Source organism: Spiribacter sp. 2438 (assembly GCF_009676705.1).
Taxonomy (GTDB): domain Bacteria; phylum Pseudomonadota; class Gammaproteobacteria; order Nitrococcales; family Nitrococcaceae; genus Spiribacter.
Genome location: NZ_CP046046.1, coordinates 890,985 through 910,823, shown reverse-complemented (window position 1 = coordinate 910,823; position 19,839 = coordinate 890,985). Strand labels below are relative to the sequence as shown.

The window sequence follows — 19,839 nt, the reverse complement described above, 5'->3', positions numbered from 1 at the left end:
ACCATGAATACTCCCATCGACCATGATCGCCAGCCCATGAACTGGGTGGGCGACTGGGCCGGCCGGCGGCGAGCCCTTTCTCCAGGGCGCCTGGCAGTGATCGATGCCGACAATGATCGCTCGTTATCTTTTGCCGACCTCGATGAACGGGCCACCCGACGCGCTTACTGGCTAAGGAATCAGCACTCGGTTGGTGTGGGTGACGTGATTGCGCTGATCAGCGACAACCGTCTGGAGGCGCTGGAGCTCTTTCTCGCCTGTGGCAAGCTCGGGGCGGTACTTGCCCCCGTCAGTCATCGCCTGGCCGCGGCTGAAGCGGGTTCATTGCTAAACCGGCTTCAACCGGTCGGGGTTTTTCACGACGTCGGGCGGGCGGCTTATGTCGAGGCGCTAAGTGAGTTCGCGCCCGGTCGCCCCGCGATATTGCTTGAAGGGATGAGTACCCCGGACAGCTCCCCGTCCGAGCCGAGCCGGAACGAGGCAATCAACCAGCCACTGGCGTTGGCAGATACCGCGATGATCGTCCACACCGGCGGCAGCACCGGATTACCGAAGCTCTGCCGCATCAGCCATCGACAGATGGTCTGGAACGCGGTGGAGCTGCTGGCGGCCAGCCCGGATGGTCTGGGCAACCGTCGGGAACTGGTGTTGTTCCCGTTTTTTCATGTGGGCGGCTGGAATACCGTGGTCCCGGTTCTGTACGGCGGCGGTTGCGTCGTGTTGCAGGCGCGGTTTGACCCCGAGGCGGCGCTGGCCTGCATTCCCTGTTACCAGGTGAACCATTTCGGCGCCGTGGAGGCCATGCTGCAGGCCATGAGCCGCTCACCGACGTTTGCCGACACCGATCTCACCAGCCTCACGGGCATCACCACCGCCGGCGGCCCCTGTGCCCCGGAGAGCATGGATCCCTTTCTCGAGCGGGGCATTCCGGTAAGCCAGGCCTACGGGCTCACCGAGGCCGGACCCTCCAATTTTGCGCGCAGCCGGGACGGCGAGAGCCTCAGCCAGCTGCGAGCGACCCACCGCCGCGTCGGAGGCGGTCTCTTCCACTGCGATTTCCGGATTGTCGCTCCGGGCTCTGATCACTCGGTGGCCGCGGGCCAACCCGGCGAACTGCAACTCCGCAGTCCTCATACCTTCGAGGGTTATGTGGACGATGAGACGGCGACCACCGAGCGCCTGACCGACGATGGCTGGGTGCGCACCGGCGACTTGGCATGCGAAGTCGACGCGCATCAGGTGGAAATCCTCGGTCGACTGGACAACGTGATCCTGAGCGGTGGCGAAAACATTGCCGCCGAGGAGTTGGAGGCTGCATTACAGGCCCACCCCCGGGTTGCCGGCGCGCTGGTGTTCGGCGTTTCGGATCCCACCTGGGGCCAGCGCCCGGTGGCCTGGGTGACCACTGCCACCGAGAGTGAATTGTCCACGGCGGAACTGTCCGCCTGGCTGCGGGAGCGGCTGGCCAGTTACAAATGCCCGGCTGCCATCCGCCTGGTGGATACGCTGCCACTCACCGGCGCGGGTAAGCTGGATCGTCGTGCCGCGCAGGCGGCCCATCTGCACAATCCTCAGGAGACAACGAAGTGACACCATCCCGGGTACTGATTATCGCCGGTTCTGATTCGGGAGGCGGTGCCGGCATTCAGGCCGACCTCAAGACCACCATGGCGCTGGGGGGATATGGCATGACGGCCATCACCGCCCTGACAGCGCAGAACACCCTTGGCGTCCAGGAGGTGATGGGGGTCCCCGAGGGCTTCATTCGGGCACAGATCAGCTCCGTGCTGACGGATCTGGGCGCCGACTGCATCAAAACCGGGATGCTCCACTCACCGACGGTGATCGATGTCGTGGCGACCTGTCTCGAGGAGATGGCGCCGACGGTGCCCCGCGTGGTGGACCCGGTCATGGTGGCCCAGAGTGGGGATCGCCTGGTCAGCGAGGAGGCCGTGGAGCGCTTGCGCAGCCGTCTTGTCCCCGGCGCCGCCCTGATGACCCCGAACGTGCCGGAGGCCGAGGCACTGCTCGGTACCCGGCTCGCGGCCCAGAAGGAGATGGAGCCGGCGGCCCAGGCACTGAGGGAACTGGGGTGCGAGGCGGTTCTTTTGAAAGGCGGTCATCTGGCCGGAGACGAGCTGGTTGACGTGCTCGCCACCGATCGGGGCTGCACCACGTTCCGACATCCCCGGATACCGACACGATGTGACCATGGCACCGGCTGCACCCTCGCATCGGCCATCGCCGAGGGGATCGGCCGCGGCCTACCCCTGGACAAGGCCGTAGCGCGGGGTCGTCATTATCTTCAGATTGCCTTGCAGCAGGCGACACCGCTGGGCAACGGCCATGGCCCGGTTCGTCATGGCCACACGGTCACGGACTTCGATCTATCCGAACCCGAGTCAGGGTAGGCATAATGACCGCATGATCCGGTTATCCGCCAAAAGCCGTTACGCAGTCAGCGCCCTTATGCATCTGGCGATGCATCGGGATGCCGGCGCGGTGCCGCTGTCTGAAGTCTCGGTGTGCCAGGGGATTTCCATGTCCTACATTGATCAGATCTTCTGGCGACTGCGGCGTGAAGGCCTGGTGGTGGGAACACCCGGTCCGGGCGGCGGTTACCGGCTCGGGCGGGAGCCCGACGTCATTTCCATTGGTGAAGTGATTCTGCTGCTGGATGGGGAAGGGCGCCGCAATGCCCCCGCCTCGGCGCTGGATGCCGCCCTCTGGGCGGAGCTCCGGCGGCGGATTGACGGATTTCTCAGTCAGATCACCCTGGCTGACTTCGTCAGCCGCCCCCAGATCCGGGACGCCATTCTGCGTCAGTACTCGGGGCGTCAATGGCGCTGTGACGTCTGTGGCACCCTGGCCACCCGCCGCCATTCCCCTGCGGAGCAGCCCCGCTCATGACCTATGTGGTGACCGAGCCCTGCATCCGTTGCCGCTACACCGACTGCGTCGAGGTGTGCCCGGTGGATTGTTTCCACGGCGGCCCCAACTTCCTGGTGATTGACCCGGTGGAATGCATCGACTGCGCCGTCTGTGTCCCGGAATGCCCGGTGGATGCCATCTATCCGGATGACGAGGTTCCTTCCGGACAGGAGCACTATCTGGAGATCAATGCCCGGCTGGCGCAGCAATGGCCCGTCATTAACCGACGGGAGGCACCGCCGCCGGATGCCGACCGCTGGGCAGACGTTCAGGACAAGCAAGCCGAACTCCAGGAATAGGCCGCGCGTCCTCCGGGCCTTCCCGATTTAACCGGCGGGGGCGCCGCTGCCGTAGCGTCGTTCCACGTACTGCTCGACGATTTCCTTGAACTCGTCGGCAATGCGCTCTCCCTTGAGCGTCACGGTCTTCTCTCCGTCGACATACACCGGGGCGACGGGCTTTTCGCCGGTGCCCGGCAGACTGATGCCGATGTCCGCCTGGCGGCTCTCCCCGGGACCATTCACCACACAGCCCATGACCGCCAGACTCATGGACTCCACGCCGGGATAACGGCGACTCCATTCGGGCATGCGCTCACGCACGTGAGACTGGATTTCATCCGCCAGCTCCTGGAAAAACGTGCTGGTGGTTCGACCGCATCCCGGGCACGCCGCCACCAGCGGCGTAAACGAACGGATGCCCATGGTCTGAAGAATCTCCTGGGCGACGATTACTTCCTGGGTTCGATCCCCGCCGGGCTCCGGCGTCAGAGAGATCCGGATGGTGTCGCCGATCCCCTGCTGCAGTAGCACGGACAGGGCCGCTGTCGAGGCAACGATCCCCTTGGACCCCATGCCGGCCTCGGTGAGCCCGAGATGAAGCGGAAAGTCACAACGCTTTGCCAGATCACTGTAGACACTGATCAGATCCTGAACCCGGCTCATTTTGCAGGAGATGATGATCTGGTCATGTCGCAGCCCCAGCGCCTCGGCGCGCTCCGCGCTTTGTAGCGAGGATGTGATGACCGCGTCCTGCATCACCGCCTCCGGCGGCGCGGGATCGGGGCGGCGGGCGTTTTCATCCATCAGCCGCGACAGCAGATCCTGATCGAGGCTGCCCCAATTGACGCCGATCCGAATAGGGCGATCGAGATCCCGGGCAATTTCCACCACCTCGGCGAACTGCGGGTCGCGGCGACTGCCCTTGCCCACATTGCCGGGGTTGATCCGCAGTTTGCCCAGCGCACGTCCACACTCGGGCACGGCGCGCAGCAGCTTGTGGCCGTTGAAGTGGAAATCCCCCACCAGCGGCACTTCGATCCCCATGTCGTCCAGGCGTTGACGGATGCCCGGCACCGCCCGCGCGGCGTCTTCGTTATTGACCGTGATCCGCACCAGCTCGGATCCGGCTCGGGCCAGGTCCGCCACCTGAACGGCGGTTCGTATTTCATCCACCGTGTCAGTGTTGGTCATGGACTGGACCACGATGGGAGCGTCACCGCCCACCGTGACGTGACCGACTTTCACCGGCACACTAACGCGTCTCTGATATCCGGGAATCTGTTCCATCGCATCGATGATAAAGGATGACGACGCCATGATCGACGTCTATAGCTGGCCGACACCCAACGGACACAAGGTCCACATCGCCCTCGAAGAACTGGGTCTGCCTTACACGGCTCACCCGATCAACATCGGTCAGGGTGATCAGTTCAGCGAAGAATTCCTGACCATCAGCCCCAACAACAAGATTCCGGCCATCATCGACAGCGAGGGACCGGGCCATCAGCCCATCTCGATCTTCGAATCCGGGGCGATCCTGCTCTACCTGACCGAAAAGGCCGGCGAGCTGATGCCGCGGGACATTCGCGGCCGTTTCGAGACCCTGGAGTGGCTCATGTTTCAGATGGGTGGGCTGGGGCCCATGCTCGGCCAGGCCCATCACTTCCGTCAGTATGCCCCCGAGCAGATCGACTACGCCGTGGACAGATATACCAATGAAGCAGCAAGGCTCTACGGGGTGATGGATCGTCGACTGGCCAAGCGTGAGTGGCTGGCCGCCGACGCCTACACCATTGCCGACATTGCCGCTTATCCGTGGATTCGGCCCCATGAAAACCAGGGGCAGAATCTGGATGACTATCCCAATCTAAAGCGCTGGTATGAAACAATTTCCGCGCGCCCTGCGGTAGCCCGCGGGCTTGAAGTCCTGGCCGATGCGCGTCCGGCGGCGCTGGATGATGAAGCCCGTGAGCAGCTGTTCGGCCGCACCCAGTATCAGAAACGATGAGTGCCATCCACGAGCTGCTGACGGTCATGGCCCGGCTGAGAGACCCGGAGACGGGTTGCCCCTGGGATGTCCGGCAGACCTACGCCACCATCATTCCGCACACCCTGGAAGAAGCCTATGAACTGGCCGACGCCATCGAGCGGGGTGAGAGTGATGACATCCGGGACGAACTGGGCGACCTGCTGCTGCAGGTGGTTTTTCTGGCACGGATCGCCGAGGAAGACGGGCGCTTTGACTTTGACGGAGTCGCTGCGGGCATCCGGGATAAGCTGATCCGCCGCCATCCCCACGTCTTTGCCGATGAAGCCCCCCGCACCGAGGCGGAACAGCGACATCGCTGGGAAGCCATCAAGGCCGAGGAGCGGGCCGCCCGCGAACCCGCAGCCCCGGCTGATTGGCCGCCCAGCGTGCTGGACAACGTGCCGCTCAACCTGCCGGCGCTGACCCGGAGCCGAAAGCTCCAGTCGAAAGCCGCCCGGGTGGGGTTCGACTGGCCGGAGTCCAGTCAGGTGGTGGGCAAGATCCGTGAAGAACTGGCCGAACTGGAAGAGGCCATGGATCACCAGCCCAGGGATCAGGCCCATGTTGCCGAAGAAGTGGGCGACCTGTTGCTGGCCTGCGTCAACTTGGCTCGCAAGCTGGACGTGGACCCGGAACAGGCGCTCCGTGCCGGCAACGCCAAGTTCGAGCGCCGCTTCCGCGGTCTGGAAGCGGTTTTAAAGGAGACGGATGAGACGCCCGAGTCGGTGAACTTTGACCGCCTGGAAGCGGCCTATCAGTCAGCGAAGGTGCGGGATAGCCAAGCCTGACCACGAATACTGGGCATTGCCAGAGCCGGCGCAACATGTTGTGCTGTTGAAAGCGTACCAACCCAGTCCACATTAGAAGGAGGTCACATGAGTTTGACCGAAAAGAAATGCACCCCGTGCCAGGGCGGCATTGACCCCATGACCCGGGAAGAGGCCGAGCGCTACCAGCTCGACGTCCCCGGCTGGGTGCTGAGCGATGATTCAACCCGTCTCACCCGTCGGTTTGACACCAGCGACTTCGCCGAAGCCCAGTCCATCGCCAACAAGGCGGGGGATGTCGCTGAGCAGGAAGATCATCACCCGCAGATCCGATTCGGCTATGGGTTCTGCGAAGTGGAGATCTACACCCACGCCATCGGCGGACTCCACGAAAATGACTTCATCTACGCCGCCAAGGTCAACGAGGCGGTGGGTAGCTAACGGTTCCACTCGCCGGTGCGGCCACCACGCTTGTGGGTGAGCCGCACCGCTTCAATCTCCATTCCCCGATCCAGCGCCTTGCACATGTCATAGAGGGTCAGCAGGGCAACCTGCACGGCGGTCAGCGCTTCCATTTCCACGCCCGTGGGACCCCGCGTTTCCGCGGTGACCTCGCAGTGAACGCCCGCCGGCTCTTCCGTTGGAGTCAGCGAGACCTCCACCCGGGTCAGCGGCAATGGATGGCAGAGCGGCACCAGGTCTGCCGTGCGCTTCGCTCCCATGATGCCGGCAACCCTTGCAACACCCAGCGCATCGCCTTTACCCACATTGCCGGCGCGGAGCGCTTCCAGTGTGGCGGGTTCCATGCAAAGGCGCCCTTCGGCCACCGCCACCCGGTGGGTGTCCGGCTTGTCACCCACATCGACCATGTGCGCTTCGCCCTCCGCATTGAGGTGGGTCAGGCGGCTCATGCGGAGTCCCGAAGGGAGCGCTTGTCCCGCACCGCCAGCTGATCGTCCAGTTCGTAGACCAGCGGGTCGCCGGTGGCGATTTCCACCCCGGTGATGGCGTCGTCGGAGAGCCCCTCCAGGTGCTTGACCAGGGCGCGAAGGCTGTTGCCATGGGCGGCGATGAGCACACAGTCATGCTGCTGCAGCGCCGGGACGATGTCGGATTGGTAGAAGGGCATGACCCGGGTCAGCGTATCCTTCAGCGATTCCGTTGCCGGCAGCACCGCTGGATCGAGATTGGCATAACGGGGGTCATGCCGTGGATGACGAGGGTCATCGTCCGTCAGCGCCGGCGGGGGAGTGGCGAAGCTGCGTCGCCAGATGTGTACCTGGTCTTCCCCATACTCATCGGCGGTTTCCGATTTGTTCAACCCGGTCAATCCACCGTAGTGCCGCTCGTTCAGACGCCAGTCCTTGAGCATGGGGATCCAGATCCGGCCCAGCACATCCAGGCTCATGAACGCCGTGCGAATGGCCCGAATCAGCACCGAGGTGTAAACCACTTCGGGGGTCAGTCCCGCCGACTGCATCAACTCGCCGGCCTGGGTGGCCTCGGCGCGGCCCTCATCGCTCAGGTCAACGTCGTGCCAGCCGGTAAAGCGGTTCTCAAGGTTCCAGGTGCTCTGGCCATGGCGCAGCAGAATGAGGCGTTTCATGGGTCGGATCGTCCTCTTATTGGCAGTTCAATCAGGTTGCGTAGGGTACCATTGCGCCATGAGCCCATCAGCGAAGGCCAACCGCCCACCATGGACTGGCTGCATGTTTCCATCCCTTATCAGACCCTGACGCTGCATCATGGTAAACGGGCCAGCGCGTCCTGGCCGGTGTCCACCGGGCTGGCAGGCGCCGGGGAACGGAACGGCACGGGTCAGACACCCCGGGGCTGGCACCGCATTCGCCTGCGCATCGGCGATGGGCTTCCCGCGGGCAGCGTTTTCCGTGGCCGCCGGCCCACCGGCGAGATTTACGATGCCTCGCTGGCCGCGGCCTGGCCAGGCCGGGACTGGATCCTCAGCCGGATTCTCTGGCTCACCGGCACCGAGTCCGGCCATAATCGGGGCGGAACGGTGGATACACTGCGCCGGTTCATCTACATCCACGGCACGGCGGATGAGACCAACATCGGCCGCCCGGTCTCCGCGGGATGCATCCGGATGCGCAACCCGGACGTGATCACACTCTTCGGCCATTGTTTTGCCGGCATGCCCGTTCTGATCGAGGCCGAGGCATGACACTGGGGCCGCTGATGCTGGGAATCGAGGGGCTCACGCTCCTTGGCGAGGAGCAGGAGCGGCTTCAACGCCCTGAAGTCGGTGGCGTCCTCCTGTTTTCGAGAAATTACCAAACCTCCCGGCAGCTGCAGGCACTGACCGCGGAAATCAAGGGACTGCGACGGCCCCCGCTGCTGATTGCCGTGGATCAGGAGGGTGGCCCGGTGCAGCGCTTTCGGGAGGGATTCACTCCATTGCCGTCGGCCCGCCAGCTGGTCGGCGCGCACCGGGAGGCCCCGGCTTTGGGGCTCAAAGCCGCGGAATCGGCCGGCTGGCTCATGGCTGCCGAGCTGCGGGCCCACGGCATCGATTTCAGCTTCGCCCCGGTACTTGATGTAGACCGGGGCCTCAGTCGTGTCATCGGTGAGCGGGCTTTTGGTGGAGACCCCGAGGTCATCGCTCGAATGGCTCTGGCGTGGCAACGGGGCGCGCGACAGGCCGGCATGATTTGCGTCGGCAAGCATTTCCCCGGACATGGCGGTACAGCGCCGGACTCCCATCACGAGGCCGCCATTGATGGCCGGGCGGTCGCCGATCTGATCCATGCCGATCTGCTGCCCTTTCGCCGGCTGATGGACAACGGGTTGGCCGCGATCATGATGTCTCATGTGATTTATCCCTCCCTGGATTCGCAACCGGCGGGATTCTCGACGCGCTGGATTCAATACCTGCGCCGCGAGCTCGGCTTTCAGGGGGCAGTGTTCACTGATGACCTGGGGATGGCCGCAGCGGAGTCAGCCGGCGCGCTGCCACAGCGGGTGGAAGCCGCGCTGCAGGCCGGATGCGACATGGCGGTACTGGGCAACGCCGGACGCGGCGCCGACGCCGTGCTGGGCCGCCAGCCGTCGACCCCCGCCGAGGGCGCCCTGCGTCGGGCAAGACTGCACGCAAGGGGACAAGCGCCGGACATCGAGGATCTTCAGGCCCAACCAGCTTATCAGGCCGCACGGACCCTTCTGGCTGGACTCTGAAGCCGCCGCTATACTGCGCTGTCAGCTAGCATCTGGAGACGGCGATGACACAGGGCGTAGAGCTCACCGCAGAGGAACTGGCCGGCATCATGGCGCGGGCGGAATGCCTCCACGATGCCACTGCGGTTGAACAGGCGCTGGATCGCCTGGCTCTGGGCCTCACCGATGCGCTCGCCGGCACTCGGCCATTGCTGCTGGGGGTGATGACCGGCGGGATCGTGCCTCTTGGGCGGCTGCTGGGGCGCCTGGATTTCCCGCTGGAAGTGGATTACATCCACGCAACGCGCTACCACAAGACCACCACCGGCCGAGAACTCATCTGGCTGGCGCGCCCGCAGACCCCACTGCGGAATCGCCACGTGGTGCTGGTGGATGACATCCTCGATGAGGGGCACACCTTCCGCGGTCTTCTGGCGGCCTGCGAGGAAGAGGGCGCCGCTTCGGTGCATACCGCGGTACTGGCAGACAAGCCCAACCCCGGCCGGGTGCCCGGGCTGGAGGCCAGTTTCGCCGGACTGCAGGTCCCGGAGCGCTACGTGTTTGGCGTGGGCATGGATTACAAGGGCTACCTGCGCAATCTGAACGAGATTTACGCGGCGCACCCCGACGACGAGGACTGACATGACCCTGGCGGTGATTGGCGGAACCGGGCTGTATGGGCTGGATGGCCTGCAGGACGTTGCCGAACAACGGATCCCGACCCCCTACACCGATCAACCCGTCGCCCTCAGCCAGGGCCTGCTGAACGGCCACCCGACGCTGTTTCTCGCCCGCCATGGCACCGATCACAGCGTGCCCCCCCATCGGATCAACTACCGGGCCAACCTGTGGGCTCTGCACAAAGCCGGCGCCGACCGGATCATTGCCGTCGCCGCCGTAGGCGGCATCGCCGAGGATCTGGCTCCGGGCCGGCTCGCCTTTCCCGATCAGCTGATTGATTACACCTGGGGGCGGATCAGCAGCTTCTGCGACGATGCCGGCCAACCCGTGAACCACATCGACTTTACCGAGCCCTACAGCGCCGAGGTGCGCCAACAGCTCTGCCAGGCCGCCGAACAGGCCGGGGTGGATGCCCGCAGAAATGGCTGCTACGCCGCCACCCAGGGACCCCGGCTTGAAACCGCGGCAGAGATCCGGCGTCTGGCTGGGGATGGGTGTCAGATGGTGGGCATGACCGGCATGCCCGAGGCGGCGCTGGCGCGGGAACTTGAGCTGCCTTACGCCGCCTGTGCGGTGGTGGCTAATCGAGCCGCCGGTCTGGATGACGGAGAGGCGCTGTCCATGGTGCAGATACGCCGCAATCTGGAGACCGGCATGGCCCGGGTCGGCAGACTCCTGCAGGCCATCACGGCGCAGGCGTCACCGGCTCCACCCGAATGATCACGCCCAGTGCCGGATGATCGATGTAATGGGTCTCCGCACTCCGCATCCGACGGCTTTCCCTGAGCATCCACCGCGCTGAGTCTCGAGCGTCATCCACGAGATCAAAGCGCTCCAGGGTGTCATCATCCGGGTCCATCCGCAGATCGATTTCCGCGTGCAGAAAACGGCTGAGATACACGCGGATCATGCCCTCGGGCGAAACCTCATCGGGGTTGGCCGGCACAGCCACCGCCTGGCTCAATTCCCGCTCCCGGCCCGGCTGTTCCCAGGCGGCATGCCAATGCACCCTGAAGCCTTCCCGCATCTCGAGGCGTTGGGCCGCCGAGGCCAGCTGCAGCTCGCTACCCGGAAGTCGCTGATACCCCAGTCCTTCATCGCCGGGATCCCGCAGCGGCCAGGCGAACCGGGCCAGACGGTCCACCGCGTCAACCCGGGGGGCCTCCTGATACGCTCCCTGAATCGGAGGTTGCGTAAAAACAATGACTTCGACGCGATAGCTCGGCGGCGGGTCATCAGCGGTGAGGGGCTCATCGGCGCCGGCAGTCCCCGTCACTGAGGCGAGCAGCCAGATGAGGCCCAACACCAACCACCACTTGTTCACGGGCAATGCTCCCCGGGTCCGTTCATCACGCAGCCTCTTTGAGGGTGATTCGATCCAGGATGCGCTCAACGGCCGCCACCCGTTGTTCGGCCGTCTCAGTCTCCCGACTGAATCGAAGCCGCTCCTGCCCCTCCAGACGATACACCGAGGATTCCTCCTGAACCATTCGCACCAGAGCGGCCGGGTCCACCTGGGCCTGAGAAGAGAACTGCAGAATGCCGCCACCCGGACCCACCTCGACCCGATCGATGCCGAGTGCCTGGGCCCGCTGCCGCAGGCGGGAGACGGCCATGAGGTTTTGAGCCGGTTCCGGAAGGAGCCCGAACCGGTCGATCATTTCCACCTGCAGATCCCGCAACGCCCCCTCATCGGGTGCGTTGGCGATCCGTTTGTACATCACCAGCCGGGTGTGGACATCCGGCAGGTAGTCCTCCGGCAGCAGGGCCGGGACATGCAGATCCACCTCCGTCATGTCGGCCAGCGGCTGGTCCAGCGCCGGCTCCTTGCCGGATTTGAGCGCTTTGACCGCCCGGTCCAGCAGATCGTTGTACAGGCTGAATCCCACCTCGTGAATCTGGCCGCTCTGGCCTTCACCCAGTAGCTCACCGGCCCCCCGAATCTCGAGGTCGTGACTGGCGAGCGCAAACCCGATGCCCAGGTCCTCCAGGGAGGCAATGGCCTCCAGTCGCTTGGCCGCATCTGCCGTCTGACTGCGCCGCGGTGGGGCGAGCAGATACGCGTAGGCTCGATGGTGGGAGCGTCCCACCCGACCGCGCAGCTGGTGGAGCTGGGCCAGACCCAGTCGGTCAGCTCGGTTGATGACGATGGTATTGGCGGTGGGCACATCGATCCCGCTCTCGACGATCGTGGTGCAGACGAGGATATTGTCCCGCTGGTGATAGAAATCCAGCATCACCCGCTCCAGTTCCCGCTCCGGCATCTGCCCGTGGGCGGTGCGGATGCGCGCTTCGGGAATCAGATCGGCCAGCTCCTCGGCGACTCGCTGGATGCTATCGACATCGTTGTGCAGAAAGTACACCTGCCCGCCACGATGGAGCTCGCGCAGACACGCTTCCCGAACCATGCCCTCGTTCCACTCGCTCACGAAGGTCTTGACCGCCAGCCGGCGCGCCGGCGGCGTGGCGATAATCGAAAGATCCCGCAGACCGGCAAGCGACATGTTCAATGTGCGGGGAATGGGGGTCGCGGTCAGGGTGAGGACATCGACATTGGCCCGCAGCCGTTTGAGCGCCTCTTTCTGCCGAACCCCGAACCGGTGCTCTTCGTCGATGACGAGGAGGCCGAGGTTGCGGAAATGCACGGACTTCTGAAGCAGCTTGTGGGTGCCGATGACGATGTCCACGCGTCCATTCTCGGCATCCTGCAGCACCTGCGCCTGTTCCGCGCTGGACTGAAAACGGGAAAGCTGGGCGATGCGCACCGGCCAGTCGGCGAAGCGGTCACTGAAGTTCTGATAATGCTGCTGGCAGAGCAGGGTGGTGGGCACCAGTACCGCCACCTGTCGGCCGGACTGCACCCCGGCGAACGCCGCCCGCATGGCGACCTCGGTTTTGCCGAATCCCACATCACCGCAGACCACCCGGTCCATCGGTCGCGGCTGTTTCAGATCCTGGAGCACCGCATGAATGGCGGTCTCCTGATCCGGGGTCTCCTCGAAGGGGAACTGGGCCGCGAACCGGTCATATTCTTCGTCGGGAATGGTGTGAGCCGTGCCGCCCTGGGCTTCCCGACGGGCATAGATATCCAGCAGTTCGGCGGCCACGTCGCGGGCTTTCTGGGCGGCCCGGCGCCGGGCCTTTTCCCATTGGCCGCTGCCGAGCCGGTGCAGCGGTGCGGTATCCGCGTCAGCCCCCGTGTAGCGACTCACCAGATGCAGGCTGGCCACTGGCACGTAGAGCTTGTCACCGTCGGCATATTCCAGGGTGAGAAATTCCGTGGCCACCCCGTCGATGGTCAGCATCTGCAGGCCCTGATAGCGACCCACGCCGTGCTGCTCGTGGACCACCGGCGAACCCGCCCGCAGGTCGGTCAGGTCACGAATCACCGCTTCCGGATCCCGCTGGGGTGCGGAATGCCTACGTCGGCGTTGCTCCGCCCGCTGCACGAACAGCTCCGCCTCGGGAATCACCGCGGCGCCGCTCTCCAGACAGCGGAAGCCATGATCCAGCGGGGCGACGGCGAGCCCCACGGCCGGTGCGGATTGCCGCCAGGCGGGCCAGCTTTCCACGGCCGATGGCTGAATGCCCGCAGCAGCCAGTCGCTCCCGGAGCGCCTCCCGGCGACCGGCGGTCTCGGCGGTGAAGAGCACCGGGCCCTCAGCTTCCGCCAGGAAGCCCTTGAGGGTCTCCAGCGGGGTGTCATCGCCTCGTGCCGGCGCCACCGGGGGCAGCGGTCCCGCCGGCAACAGGCGATCCCGGGCACGGCTAGCCTCCTGACGGTAATCCGCCGGAATATCCACCAGCGGGTGGCGGTTCATGGCCTGACGAATGTCGTCCGGGGCCAGATAGAGTTCGGCGGGGGCGAGCAGGGGACGTTCCCGGTCGTGTCGGCGTTGTTCGTAACGCTCACCGATAGCGCGCCACTCCTCCTCAAGCCGCCCATCCGCATCGCCGTGCCGCACCACCAGGGCGTCACCCGGGAGATGATCGAACAGGCTGGCGGTCGCTTCGAAGAAAAGCGGCAAATAAGCCTCGACGCCGCCGGGAATGTGGCCATCACTGACCGAGCGGTACACGGTGCTCTCCATGGGGTCGCCTTCGAATCGCGCCCGATACTGACGGCGGAAGCGGGCGATCCCCTCGGGATCCGACGGGAATTCGTGGGCCGGCAGGATTTCGATGGCGTCCAGCCGTTCCTCGCTGCGCTGGGTCTCCGGGTCAAAGCGCCGAATGGAGTCGATCTCGGTATCAAAAAGGTCCACGCGATAAGGAGCACTGGCGCCCATGGGGAAGAGATCGAGAATCGACCCCCGCACGGCGAACTCCCCGTGCTCCAGCACCTCGGAGACGCAGCGATAACCCGCTGCCTCGAGCTGGCGACGCATGTCATCCAGGAACAGGCTGTCGCCGGCGGCCAGCCGAACCACTGTCGACTCGAGAAACGCCGGCGGCGCGATGCGCTGTACCAGGGTGGCGACCGGCACGATGACGATCCCGCTCTGCAGGCGGGGCAGCCGGTGTAACGCTCGCAACCGCTCCGAGACGATGTCCTGGTGGGGCGAGAACACATCGTAGGGAAGGATCTCCCAGTCGGGCATCACCTCGACGGCGACATTCGGCGCAAAGAACTTCAGCCCGCGGCGTAGTTGCTGCGCCTCGGCGCTTCCCGCGGTCACGACGAGCAGCACACCCGGATGGCGCACCTCGGCCTCGGCAATTGCGAGGGCCGGCGAGTCGCCGGCCAGCCCGAACCACTCCTGGCGATCGCCCGGACGGCTGGGTGGCTCGGGCGACAGGAGCGGAGAATCAGCAACAGACATGTTTTTTCTGGATCGCGGAATGGGTCGCAGAGTCTAACCAATGGCATGGCCGGGAGAAACGGGGTGATCGGGCCCGCTGGCCCCGGTAAACTGGAATGATGAATTATGACACCCCGCTGCTCAGCGGCGTTCTGACAAGGCGCTACAAGCGTTTCCTGGCCGATGTGGTGCTGGACTCCGGAGAAGCCATTACCGCTCACTGCCCGAACACCGGATCCATGCTCGGTTGTGCTGATCCGGGCATGCGCGTCTGGCTGTCGCACTCCGATCGACCCGGGCGCAAGTATGCCCACACCTGGGAACAGGTGGCGGTGGCCGGGGATTTGCGCGTTGGCATCCACACCGGACGGACCAATCGGCTGGTGGCCGAGGTGCTGGACGACCCCGAGTTGATGCCGGAAACCGCGGGTCATGGCCCGGCTCGAGCTGAAGTCACCGTGCCCGATCGGCCCATGCGCGCCGACTTTCGCCTGGAGGGGGACGGGCGCTTCATTGAGGTTAAAAATGTCACCGCCGCAGTTGAGTCCGGAGTCGCGGTTTTCCCGGATGCCGTCAGCAGCCGGGGCGTTCGCCATCTGGAGGTTCTTCAGTCCCTGGCAGAGGAGGGGCTTCCAGCCATGCTGGTGTTCTGTGCGCAACGCAGTGATGTCCGGGTGATCCGTCCGGCCGATCAGATCGATCCGGCCTATGGGCAGGCCCTGCGACGCGCCATGGCGGCCGGTGTCACGGTCATTGGACTGGGGGCCTGCCCGGGCGACAAGGGCATTCATATCGATCGGCGGGTCGAGGTGGAGACGTGATTCGACCCCTGCCGCTTTTCGTCGGCCTCCGCTACACCCGGGCCCGCCGCCGCAACGGATTTGTTTCCTTCATTTCCGCAAGCTCCATGCTGGGGATCGCCATCGGTGTGACCGCCCTGATTACCGTATTGTCGGTCATGAACGGATTCGAAAAAGAGTTGCGGGACCGGATCCTGGGCATGGTCTCCCACGCCACGGTGCAGGACTTTGAGGGCAGCCTCGGCAACTGGCCTGAACTGCTGCCGGAGCTGACTGAGCGGCAGGACGTGGTGGGCGCCGCGCCCTTCATTCGCGGTGAAATCATGCTCAGCCGCGGCAGCGCGGTCACCGGCAGCCTCCTCAGGGGGGTGGATCCAGCCCTGGAGAGGTCGGTGTCGCGGGTCGCCGACAGTGTTGTTCAGGGTTCCATGGAGCAGCTGGAACCCGGCGCCTGGCGGATTGTACTCGGCCATCGGCTGGCGGCTGAACTCGGCGTCGGCGTTGGCGATTCGGTCAATGCCATCACTCCCGAGGTCCGGGCCTCCGCGGCGGGGGTGATTCCGCGAATGCGCCGGTTTGAGGTGGGCGGCATTTTCGATGTCGACATGGCGCAGTACGACGGCTCCCTCGCGCTCATCCACCTCCAGGATGCTCAGCGCCTGTTGCGCATGGAGGAGGGAGTAAGCGGGATCCGGCTTGAGTTCACGGATCTCATGATGGCGCCGCAACGGGTTCGGGATATCGCCCGTTCACTACCGGGCAACTACCGGGTCAGCGACTGGACCATGGAGCACCAGAGTTTCTTTCGGGCGGTGGCCATGGAGAAGACCGTGATGTTCATCATCCTGATGCTCATTGTCGCGGTGGCCGCCTTCAACATCGTCTCCACGCTGGTGATGGCGGTTCAGGACAAGCAGGCGGACATTGCCATCCTCCGCACCCTCGGTGCCCGTCCCCGCACCATCATGGGAATATTCATCATCCAGGGCTCTCTACTGGGAATCATCGGCACATTAATCGGGGTCGCCGGAGGCGTGGCGCTGGCCCTGAACGTGGAATCCATCGTGCCAGCGATCGAGGGGCTGCTGGGGGTGGAATTCATCAGCGGAGACATTTACTGGATCAGTGACCTGCCCTCGGACCTGAGGATGGAAGACGTCTGGCGCATCACCACCGCCGCCATCGGGCTTAGCCTGATCGCCACGCTCTATCCGGCCTGGCGGGCGGCGCGAACGGAACCGGCGGAGGCCCTGCGGCATGAATGAGACCAGTCCGCCGGTCATCGACTGCCGCGACGTGAACAAGGGCTTCCGGGAGGGCGGGCTCAGCGTCAACGTCCTGGAGGGACTCAATCTGCAGGTGGCGCCGGGGGAGCAGGTGGCCATCCTCGGTCGCTCGGGTTCCGGCAAAAGCACATTACTCCACCTGCTCGGCGGGCTTGAGAACGCCGATACCGGGCAGATCGATATCGCTGGTGAGCCCATAAGCCGGCTGGGTGCGGTGGCTCGGGGCAGGCTTCGCAACCGGGCGCTGGGGTTCGTGTATCAGTTCCATCACCTGCTGGGTGAGTTCACTGCGCTCGAGAACGTCGCCATGCCGCTGTTCATTCGCGGCGAGAGTCCGACAGACGCCAAATCAGCGGCCAGAGCCATGCTGGCCCGGGTGGATCTCTCTCACCGCAGCGAACATCGCCCGGCGGAGCTGTCCGGTGGGGAGCGACAGCGGGTGGCCATTGCCCGCGCCCTGGTGACCACCCCGGCCTGTCTGCTGGCGGACGAGCCCACGGGCAACCTGGATCGCCAGACGGCTCAGGCGGTCATGGCGCTATTCGCGTCCCTGAATCGGGAGTACGGCACCAGTGTCGTGCTGGTCACCCACGACCTGGAAGTCGCCGGACAGATGGACCGACGGCTGCAACTCGCCGACGGCGCGCTCATCAACGTCTAATTGGCTCTGCTAGCGTCGGACCCCTGATGACCCAGGATGTCCGCACGTGTTTGCATCCCGTTCGTCTGCGCTGATTGCCATGCTTCTGGCCGGCATCCTGCTGGCGATGCTGTTGCCGGAGCGGCTGCTGGTGTGGACCCTGCCGCTTTTCGTAGCGCTGCCTCTGCTGGCTGCCGGTGGCGCTGGCACGCTCATCGCCGGGCTGGCTGCCGGTGTTTTATTCGCGCTGGCCTGGCAGGGATGGGTGCTGGATCAGCGACCCGACATGACCGCCGGCACCGATCGCGTGGTGACCGGCACCGTGGTGGATCTGCCGGAAACCGAGCGTGGGCGACAGCGCTTTCGCCTGCGAGTCCATGCCATGGAGCCAGCGATTGGCCCCCAGCCGCGCCATATCCGGGTGTCGATCCACGACCGCGGCATGCGGGTCAGGGCCGGCGAAAAGTGGCGGATGCGGCTTCGCATCCAGCGTCCCCGGGGCTTCATGAACCCGGTGGGCTTTGACTATGAGCGCTGGCTTGCGACCCGCCATGTTGATGCCACCGGCTACCGAATCGACCCGCACACGGCTCGGCGACTGGCTCCGCCCCAGGGGCTTCACCATCGGCGCGCGGCACTGTCCGGCCGAATCGCGGACATGGCCGGAGACAGTCAGGGGGCGGCGGTGCTGAGAGGGTTGATCACCGGGGATCGTCGCGCATTCAGCGATGCCACCTGGGAGACATTGCGCGCCACGGGGACGACTCACTTGGTGGCGATCTCAGGGCTGCATATCGGGCTGGTAGCTGGGCTGGGCCTGCTCGGGGGGCGTCTGCTCTGGCGGGGTGCGCCACTGCCGGGGCCCAGGCATTTCACGGCCACCGTCGCCGGGGCGGTGGCGGCCGCCGGGTATGCGGCCCTGGCCGGTTTCTCCATTCCCACCCAGCGGGCGCTGATCATGTTCGGTGTGGTGGCCATGGCCTCCCTGCTGGCTCGGCGGGTGTCGCCGTCCAGGGGCCTGCTGGTGGCCGCGCTGCTGGTGTTGACCCTGGATCCTGCCGCCGCACTGGCGCCCGGCTTCTGGCTTTCATTCACCGCGGTGGCGCTGATTCTGTGCCTCGCCCGCACTGGCACGGAGTCCATGATCGGTGGACTGATTCGTATTCAGGTGGGCTTGACCCTCGGTCTGGCGCCATTGACCGCGGCATTCTTCGGGGGCTGGAGCCCCGGTGGACTGATCGCCAATCTGTTGGTCATCCCGGTCTTTTCGATGCTGATCGTGCCAGCGGCGCTCATCGGTGCCGCCCTGACGCCCATCGCTCCGGTGCCCGCGCAATGGTTGCTGACCGCCCTCGCCAGGGCCATCGATGGGCTACTGAGCCTGGGCCGGGGATTGGTGGACCTGGGCCTGGATTTCCAGACGGTTGCACCGCCGACGCTGGCCGTGATGATGGCCGCGCTGACGGCGGTCTCGCTGTATCTCCTGCCTGCCGGCACCCCGGGGCGCTGGCTGATGGCGCCACTGCTGGTGCCGCTATTGTTGGGCAAGACCGAAGTCCCCGCTCCGGGAAAGGCCTCCATTACCTGGCTCGAGGTCGGAGCGGGCAGTGCTGCGGTGATTCAGACGCAATCCACGGTCACCGTGGTGGACACCGGCCCCGGCTGGTCCGGCGGTCGGTCGGCGGCGGATCTCACCCTGATCCCTTACTTGCAGGAACGGGGCATCGACACCATTGATCACCTGGTGATCACCCGGGATGATTCAGCGCACCGGGGCGGTTCCATTGCGCTGCGGGAGCAATTTTCCCTGGGTCGGGTGCATGCACCGCCCGGCTTCGGGGCGGTGTCCTTCGCCGCTTCCTGCCGCAGTCCGCGGGAGTGGACCGCCGATGGGGTGCGCTTTCGGTTCATCAGTCCGGGTTACGGATCGCCGGCACCCGGCGGGGCGTCTTATTGTCTTCTGAGCGTGGAGACCGGCGGCGGACGCATTCTTTTCGCCGGCGGGTTGCGGGAAAGTGATCAGGGATTTCTTCACCACCGTGCGCCCCTTGCTGCGGACATTATGGAGGTTCCCCATCACGGCCGCGCCCCGGAGATCACCGAACGATTGATGAACCTGGCGAACTCGGCCCACGGAATTATCTCTGCCGGCTACCCCCGGCAAGACGACGATCAAAGCCTGAACACCATGACCGCCCTGCAGTGCCGAGGCGCAACCGTCCACCACCTGGGCCTGAAAGGGGCGATTCAGGCCCAACTGACTCCCGAGGGTTTCGCCATTCAGCGGGGGGAGCGCTTCCGCCGGGCGCGGCTGCTCAATGCCGGCTCGCGGCGGCCCGACTTCCGGCCGGATCCGAATATCCCTTATGATCCAGCGTCACTCGGGATGCCGACAGCCACCAGGGAAAAGGATTCTTGCTGACTCATTACCCACTTCCACGGCACCGGAAC

20 protein-coding genes are annotated in these 19,839 nt (G+C 65.1%); 15 read left to right on the top strand and 5 right to left on the bottom strand.

The features are described from left to right. The first annotated feature begins 3 nt into the window (after positions 1–3). Genes GJ672_RS04610 through fdxA form a run of 4 tightly spaced genes read left to right on the top strand, consistent with a single transcriptional unit; the run spans position 4 to position 3,230 of the window. A complete protein-coding gene (locus tag GJ672_RS04610) occupies positions 4–1,590 on the top strand; it encodes a class I adenylate-forming enzyme family protein (RefSeq protein ID WP_154296109.1) in 1,587 nt (528 codons plus the stop codon). Then, entirely contained in the window at positions 1,587–2,411 is an 825-nt protein-coding gene (gene thiD / locus GJ672_RS04605; protein WP_154296108.1) for a bifunctional hydroxymethylpyrimidine kinase/phosphomethylpyrimidine kinase, read from the top strand. The genes GJ672_RS04610 and thiD overlap by 4 nt, the downstream gene beginning before the upstream one ends. Before the next feature lie 13 nt (positions 2,412–2,424). After that, positions 2,425–2,910, top strand: a complete 486-nt coding sequence (locus GJ672_RS04600) for an Rrf2 family transcriptional regulator (protein WP_154296107.1) — start codon at positions 2,425–2,427, stop codon at positions 2,908–2,910. Then, positions 2,907–3,230 carry a ferredoxin FdxA gene (gene fdxA / locus GJ672_RS04595; RefSeq protein ID WP_154296106.1) on the top strand — a complete coding sequence of 108 codons (324 nt, stop codon included), beginning with the start codon at positions 2,907–2,909 and terminating at the stop codon, positions 3,228–3,230. Before GJ672_RS04600 ends, fdxA begins: the two co-directional genes overlap by 4 nt. Before the next feature lie 27 nt (positions 3,231–3,257). On the opposite strand, the gene ispG is transcribed toward fdxA, so the two are convergent. Beyond that, on the bottom strand, positions 3,258–4,499 hold the full coding sequence (gene ispG, locus GJ672_RS04590; RefSeq protein WP_154297026.1) for a flavodoxin-dependent (E)-4-hydroxy-3-methylbut-2-enyl-diphosphate synthase: 1,242 nt from the start codon (positions 4,497–4,499) through the stop codon (positions 3,258–3,260). Between the two features lie 28 nt (positions 4,500–4,527). Here ispG and GJ672_RS04585 point away from each other — a divergent pair, with 28 nt between their 5' ends. The 3 genes from GJ672_RS04585 (at position 4,528) to GJ672_RS04575 (ending at position 6,449) form a co-directional block, all read left to right on the top strand. Beyond that, positions 4,528–5,220, top strand: coding sequence for a glutathione binding-like protein (locus tag GJ672_RS04585; RefSeq protein ID WP_154296105.1), 693 nt, complete (start codon positions 4,528–4,530; stop codon positions 5,218–5,220). Continuing rightward, positions 5,217–6,029 (top strand): nucleoside triphosphate pyrophosphohydrolase, encoded by an 813-nt coding sequence (mazG, locus tag GJ672_RS04580; protein ID WP_154296104.1) that lies wholly within the window; start codon positions 5,217–5,219, stop codon positions 6,027–6,029. Before GJ672_RS04585 ends, mazG begins: the two co-directional genes overlap by 4 nt. Before the next feature lie 87 nt (positions 6,030–6,116). Continuing rightward, positions 6,117–6,449, top strand: a complete 333-nt coding sequence (locus GJ672_RS04575; RefSeq protein WP_154296103.1) for a 4a-hydroxytetrahydrobiopterin dehydratase — start codon at positions 6,117–6,119, stop codon at positions 6,447–6,449. On the opposite strand, the gene moaC is transcribed toward GJ672_RS04575, so the two are convergent. Together moaC and gpmA are read right to left on the bottom strand one after the other, a co-directional pair. Next, positions 6,446–6,919 carry a cyclic pyranopterin monophosphate synthase MoaC gene (gene moaC / locus GJ672_RS04570; protein ID WP_154296102.1) on the bottom strand — a complete coding sequence of 158 codons (474 nt, stop codon included), beginning with the start codon at positions 6,917–6,919 and terminating at the stop codon, positions 6,446–6,448. The two genes, GJ672_RS04575 and moaC, sit on opposite strands and share 4 nt — an antisense overlap. Further along, positions 6,916–7,614 (bottom strand): 2,3-diphosphoglycerate-dependent phosphoglycerate mutase, encoded by a 699-nt coding sequence (gene gpmA, locus GJ672_RS04565; RefSeq protein WP_154296101.1) that lies wholly within the window; start codon positions 7,612–7,614, stop codon positions 6,916–6,918. The genes moaC and gpmA overlap by 4 nt, the downstream gene beginning before the upstream one ends. A gap of 90 nt (positions 7,615–7,704) precedes the next feature. On the opposite strand from gpmA, the gene GJ672_RS04560 reads away from it, so the two are divergent. From GJ672_RS04560 to GJ672_RS04545, 4 genes are read left to right on the top strand one after another with little or no spacing between them, the layout of a single operon-like run. Continuing rightward, positions 7,705–8,190: a L,D-transpeptidase gene (locus tag GJ672_RS04560; RefSeq protein ID WP_154297025.1), complete on the top strand. Its 486-nt coding sequence runs from the start codon at positions 7,705–7,707 to the stop codon at positions 8,188–8,190. Continuing rightward, positions 8,187–9,200 carry a beta-N-acetylhexosaminidase gene (gene nagZ / locus GJ672_RS04555; RefSeq protein WP_154296100.1) on the top strand — a complete coding sequence of 338 codons (1,014 nt, stop codon included), beginning with the start codon at positions 8,187–8,189 and terminating at the stop codon, positions 9,198–9,200. Before GJ672_RS04560 ends, nagZ begins: the two co-directional genes overlap by 4 nt. Before the next feature lie 44 nt (positions 9,201–9,244). After that, positions 9,245–9,820, top strand: coding sequence for a hypoxanthine-guanine phosphoribosyltransferase (locus tag GJ672_RS04550; RefSeq protein ID WP_154296099.1), 576 nt, complete (start codon positions 9,245–9,247; stop codon positions 9,818–9,820). Between the two features lies 1 nt (position 9,821). Continuing rightward, entirely contained in the window at positions 9,822–10,580 is a 759-nt protein-coding gene (locus GJ672_RS04545) for an S-methyl-5'-thioinosine phosphorylase (RefSeq protein ID WP_154296098.1), read from the top strand. Here the strand turns inward: GJ672_RS04545 and GJ672_RS04540 are convergent. Both GJ672_RS04540 and mfd read right to left on the bottom strand, forming a co-directional pair. After that, positions 10,546–11,184 carry a CsiV family protein gene (locus tag GJ672_RS04540; RefSeq protein WP_195759561.1) on the bottom strand — a complete coding sequence of 213 codons (639 nt, stop codon included), beginning with the start codon at positions 11,182–11,184 and terminating at the stop codon, positions 10,546–10,548. The genes GJ672_RS04545 and GJ672_RS04540 overlap by 35 nt on opposite strands. 25 nt (positions 11,185–11,209) lie before the next feature. Further along, entirely contained in the window at positions 11,210–14,683 is a 3,474-nt protein-coding gene (mfd, locus tag GJ672_RS04535) for a transcription-repair coupling factor (RefSeq protein WP_154296096.1), read from the bottom strand. Between the two features lie 95 nt (positions 14,684–14,778). Here mfd and sfsA point away from each other — a divergent pair, with 95 nt between their 5' ends. From sfsA to GJ672_RS04515, 4 genes are read left to right on the top strand one after another with little or no spacing between them, the layout of a single operon-like run. Continuing rightward, positions 14,779–15,483, top strand: coding sequence for a DNA/RNA nuclease SfsA (sfsA, locus tag GJ672_RS04530; protein WP_229381956.1), 705 nt, complete (start codon positions 14,779–14,781; stop codon positions 15,481–15,483). Beyond that, positions 15,480–16,727 (top strand): lipoprotein-releasing ABC transporter permease subunit, encoded by a 1,248-nt coding sequence (locus GJ672_RS04525; protein ID WP_154296095.1) that lies wholly within the window; start codon positions 15,480–15,482, stop codon positions 16,725–16,727. The genes sfsA and GJ672_RS04525 overlap by 4 nt, the downstream gene beginning before the upstream one ends. After that, positions 16,720–17,409 (top strand): lipoprotein-releasing ABC transporter ATP-binding protein LolD, encoded by a 690-nt coding sequence (gene lolD, locus GJ672_RS04520; RefSeq protein ID WP_154296094.1) that lies wholly within the window; start codon positions 16,720–16,722, stop codon positions 17,407–17,409. The genes GJ672_RS04525 and lolD overlap by 8 nt, the downstream gene beginning before the upstream one ends. Before the next feature lie 46 nt (positions 17,410–17,455). Continuing rightward, complete coding sequence (locus GJ672_RS04515; protein WP_154296093.1) at positions 17,456–19,810, top strand: DNA internalization-related competence protein ComEC/Rec2; 2,355 nt, start codon at positions 17,456–17,458, stop codon at positions 19,808–19,810. Positions 19,811–19,839 lie beyond the last annotated feature (29 nt).

What these genes read in the sequence shown, in the direction of transcription:
- nagZ (WP_154296100.1), top strand. Translation starts at nt 8,187, where the DNA reads ATGACACTGGGGCCGCTGATGCTGGGAATCGAGGGGCTCACGCTCCTT.
- moaC (WP_154296102.1), bottom strand. Translation starts at nt 6,919, where the DNA reads ATGAGCCGCCTGACCCACCTCAATGCGGAGGGCGAAGCGCACATGGTC.
- fdxA (WP_154296106.1), top strand. Translation starts at nt 2,907, where the DNA reads ATGACCTATGTGGTGACCGAGCCCTGCATCCGTTGCCGCTACACCGAC.
- gpmA (WP_154296101.1), bottom strand. Translation starts at nt 7,614, where the DNA reads ATGAAACGCCTCATTCTGCTGCGCCATGGCCAGAGCACCTGGAACCTT.
- lolD (WP_154296094.1), top strand. Translation starts at nt 16,720, where the DNA reads ATGAATGAGACCAGTCCGCCGGTCATCGACTGCCGCGACGTGAACAAG.
- mfd (WP_154296096.1), bottom strand. Translation starts at nt 14,683, where the DNA reads ATGTCTGTTGCTGATTCTCCGCTCCTGTCGCCCGAGCCACCCAGCCGT.
- ispG (WP_154297026.1), bottom strand. Translation starts at nt 4,499, where the DNA reads ATGGAACAGATTCCCGGATATCAGAGACGCGTTAGTGTGCCGGTGAAA.
- GJ672_RS04560 (WP_154297025.1), top strand. Translation starts at nt 7,705, where the DNA reads ATGGACTGGCTGCATGTTTCCATCCCTTATCAGACCCTGACGCTGCAT.
- sfsA (WP_229381956.1), top strand. Translation starts at nt 14,779, where the DNA reads ATGATGAATTATGACACCCCGCTGCTCAGCGGCGTTCTGACAAGGCGC.
- GJ672_RS04600 (WP_154296107.1), top strand. Translation starts at nt 2,425, where the DNA reads ATGATCCGGTTATCCGCCAAAAGCCGTTACGCAGTCAGCGCCCTTATG.
- GJ672_RS04545 (WP_154296098.1), top strand. Translation starts at nt 9,822, where the DNA reads ATGACCCTGGCGGTGATTGGCGGAACCGGGCTGTATGGGCTGGATGGC.
- mazG (WP_154296104.1), top strand. Translation starts at nt 5,217, where the DNA reads ATGAGTGCCATCCACGAGCTGCTGACGGTCATGGCCCGGCTGAGAGAC.
- GJ672_RS04610 (WP_154296109.1), top strand. Translation starts at nt 4, where the DNA reads ATGAATACTCCCATCGACCATGATCGCCAGCCCATGAACTGGGTGGGC.
- GJ672_RS04585 (WP_154296105.1), top strand. Translation starts at nt 4,528, where the DNA reads ATGATCGACGTCTATAGCTGGCCGACACCCAACGGACACAAGGTCCAC.
- GJ672_RS04550 (WP_154296099.1), top strand. Translation starts at nt 9,245, where the DNA reads ATGACACAGGGCGTAGAGCTCACCGCAGAGGAACTGGCCGGCATCATG.
- GJ672_RS04575 (WP_154296103.1), top strand. Translation starts at nt 6,117, where the DNA reads ATGAGTTTGACCGAAAAGAAATGCACCCCGTGCCAGGGCGGCATTGAC.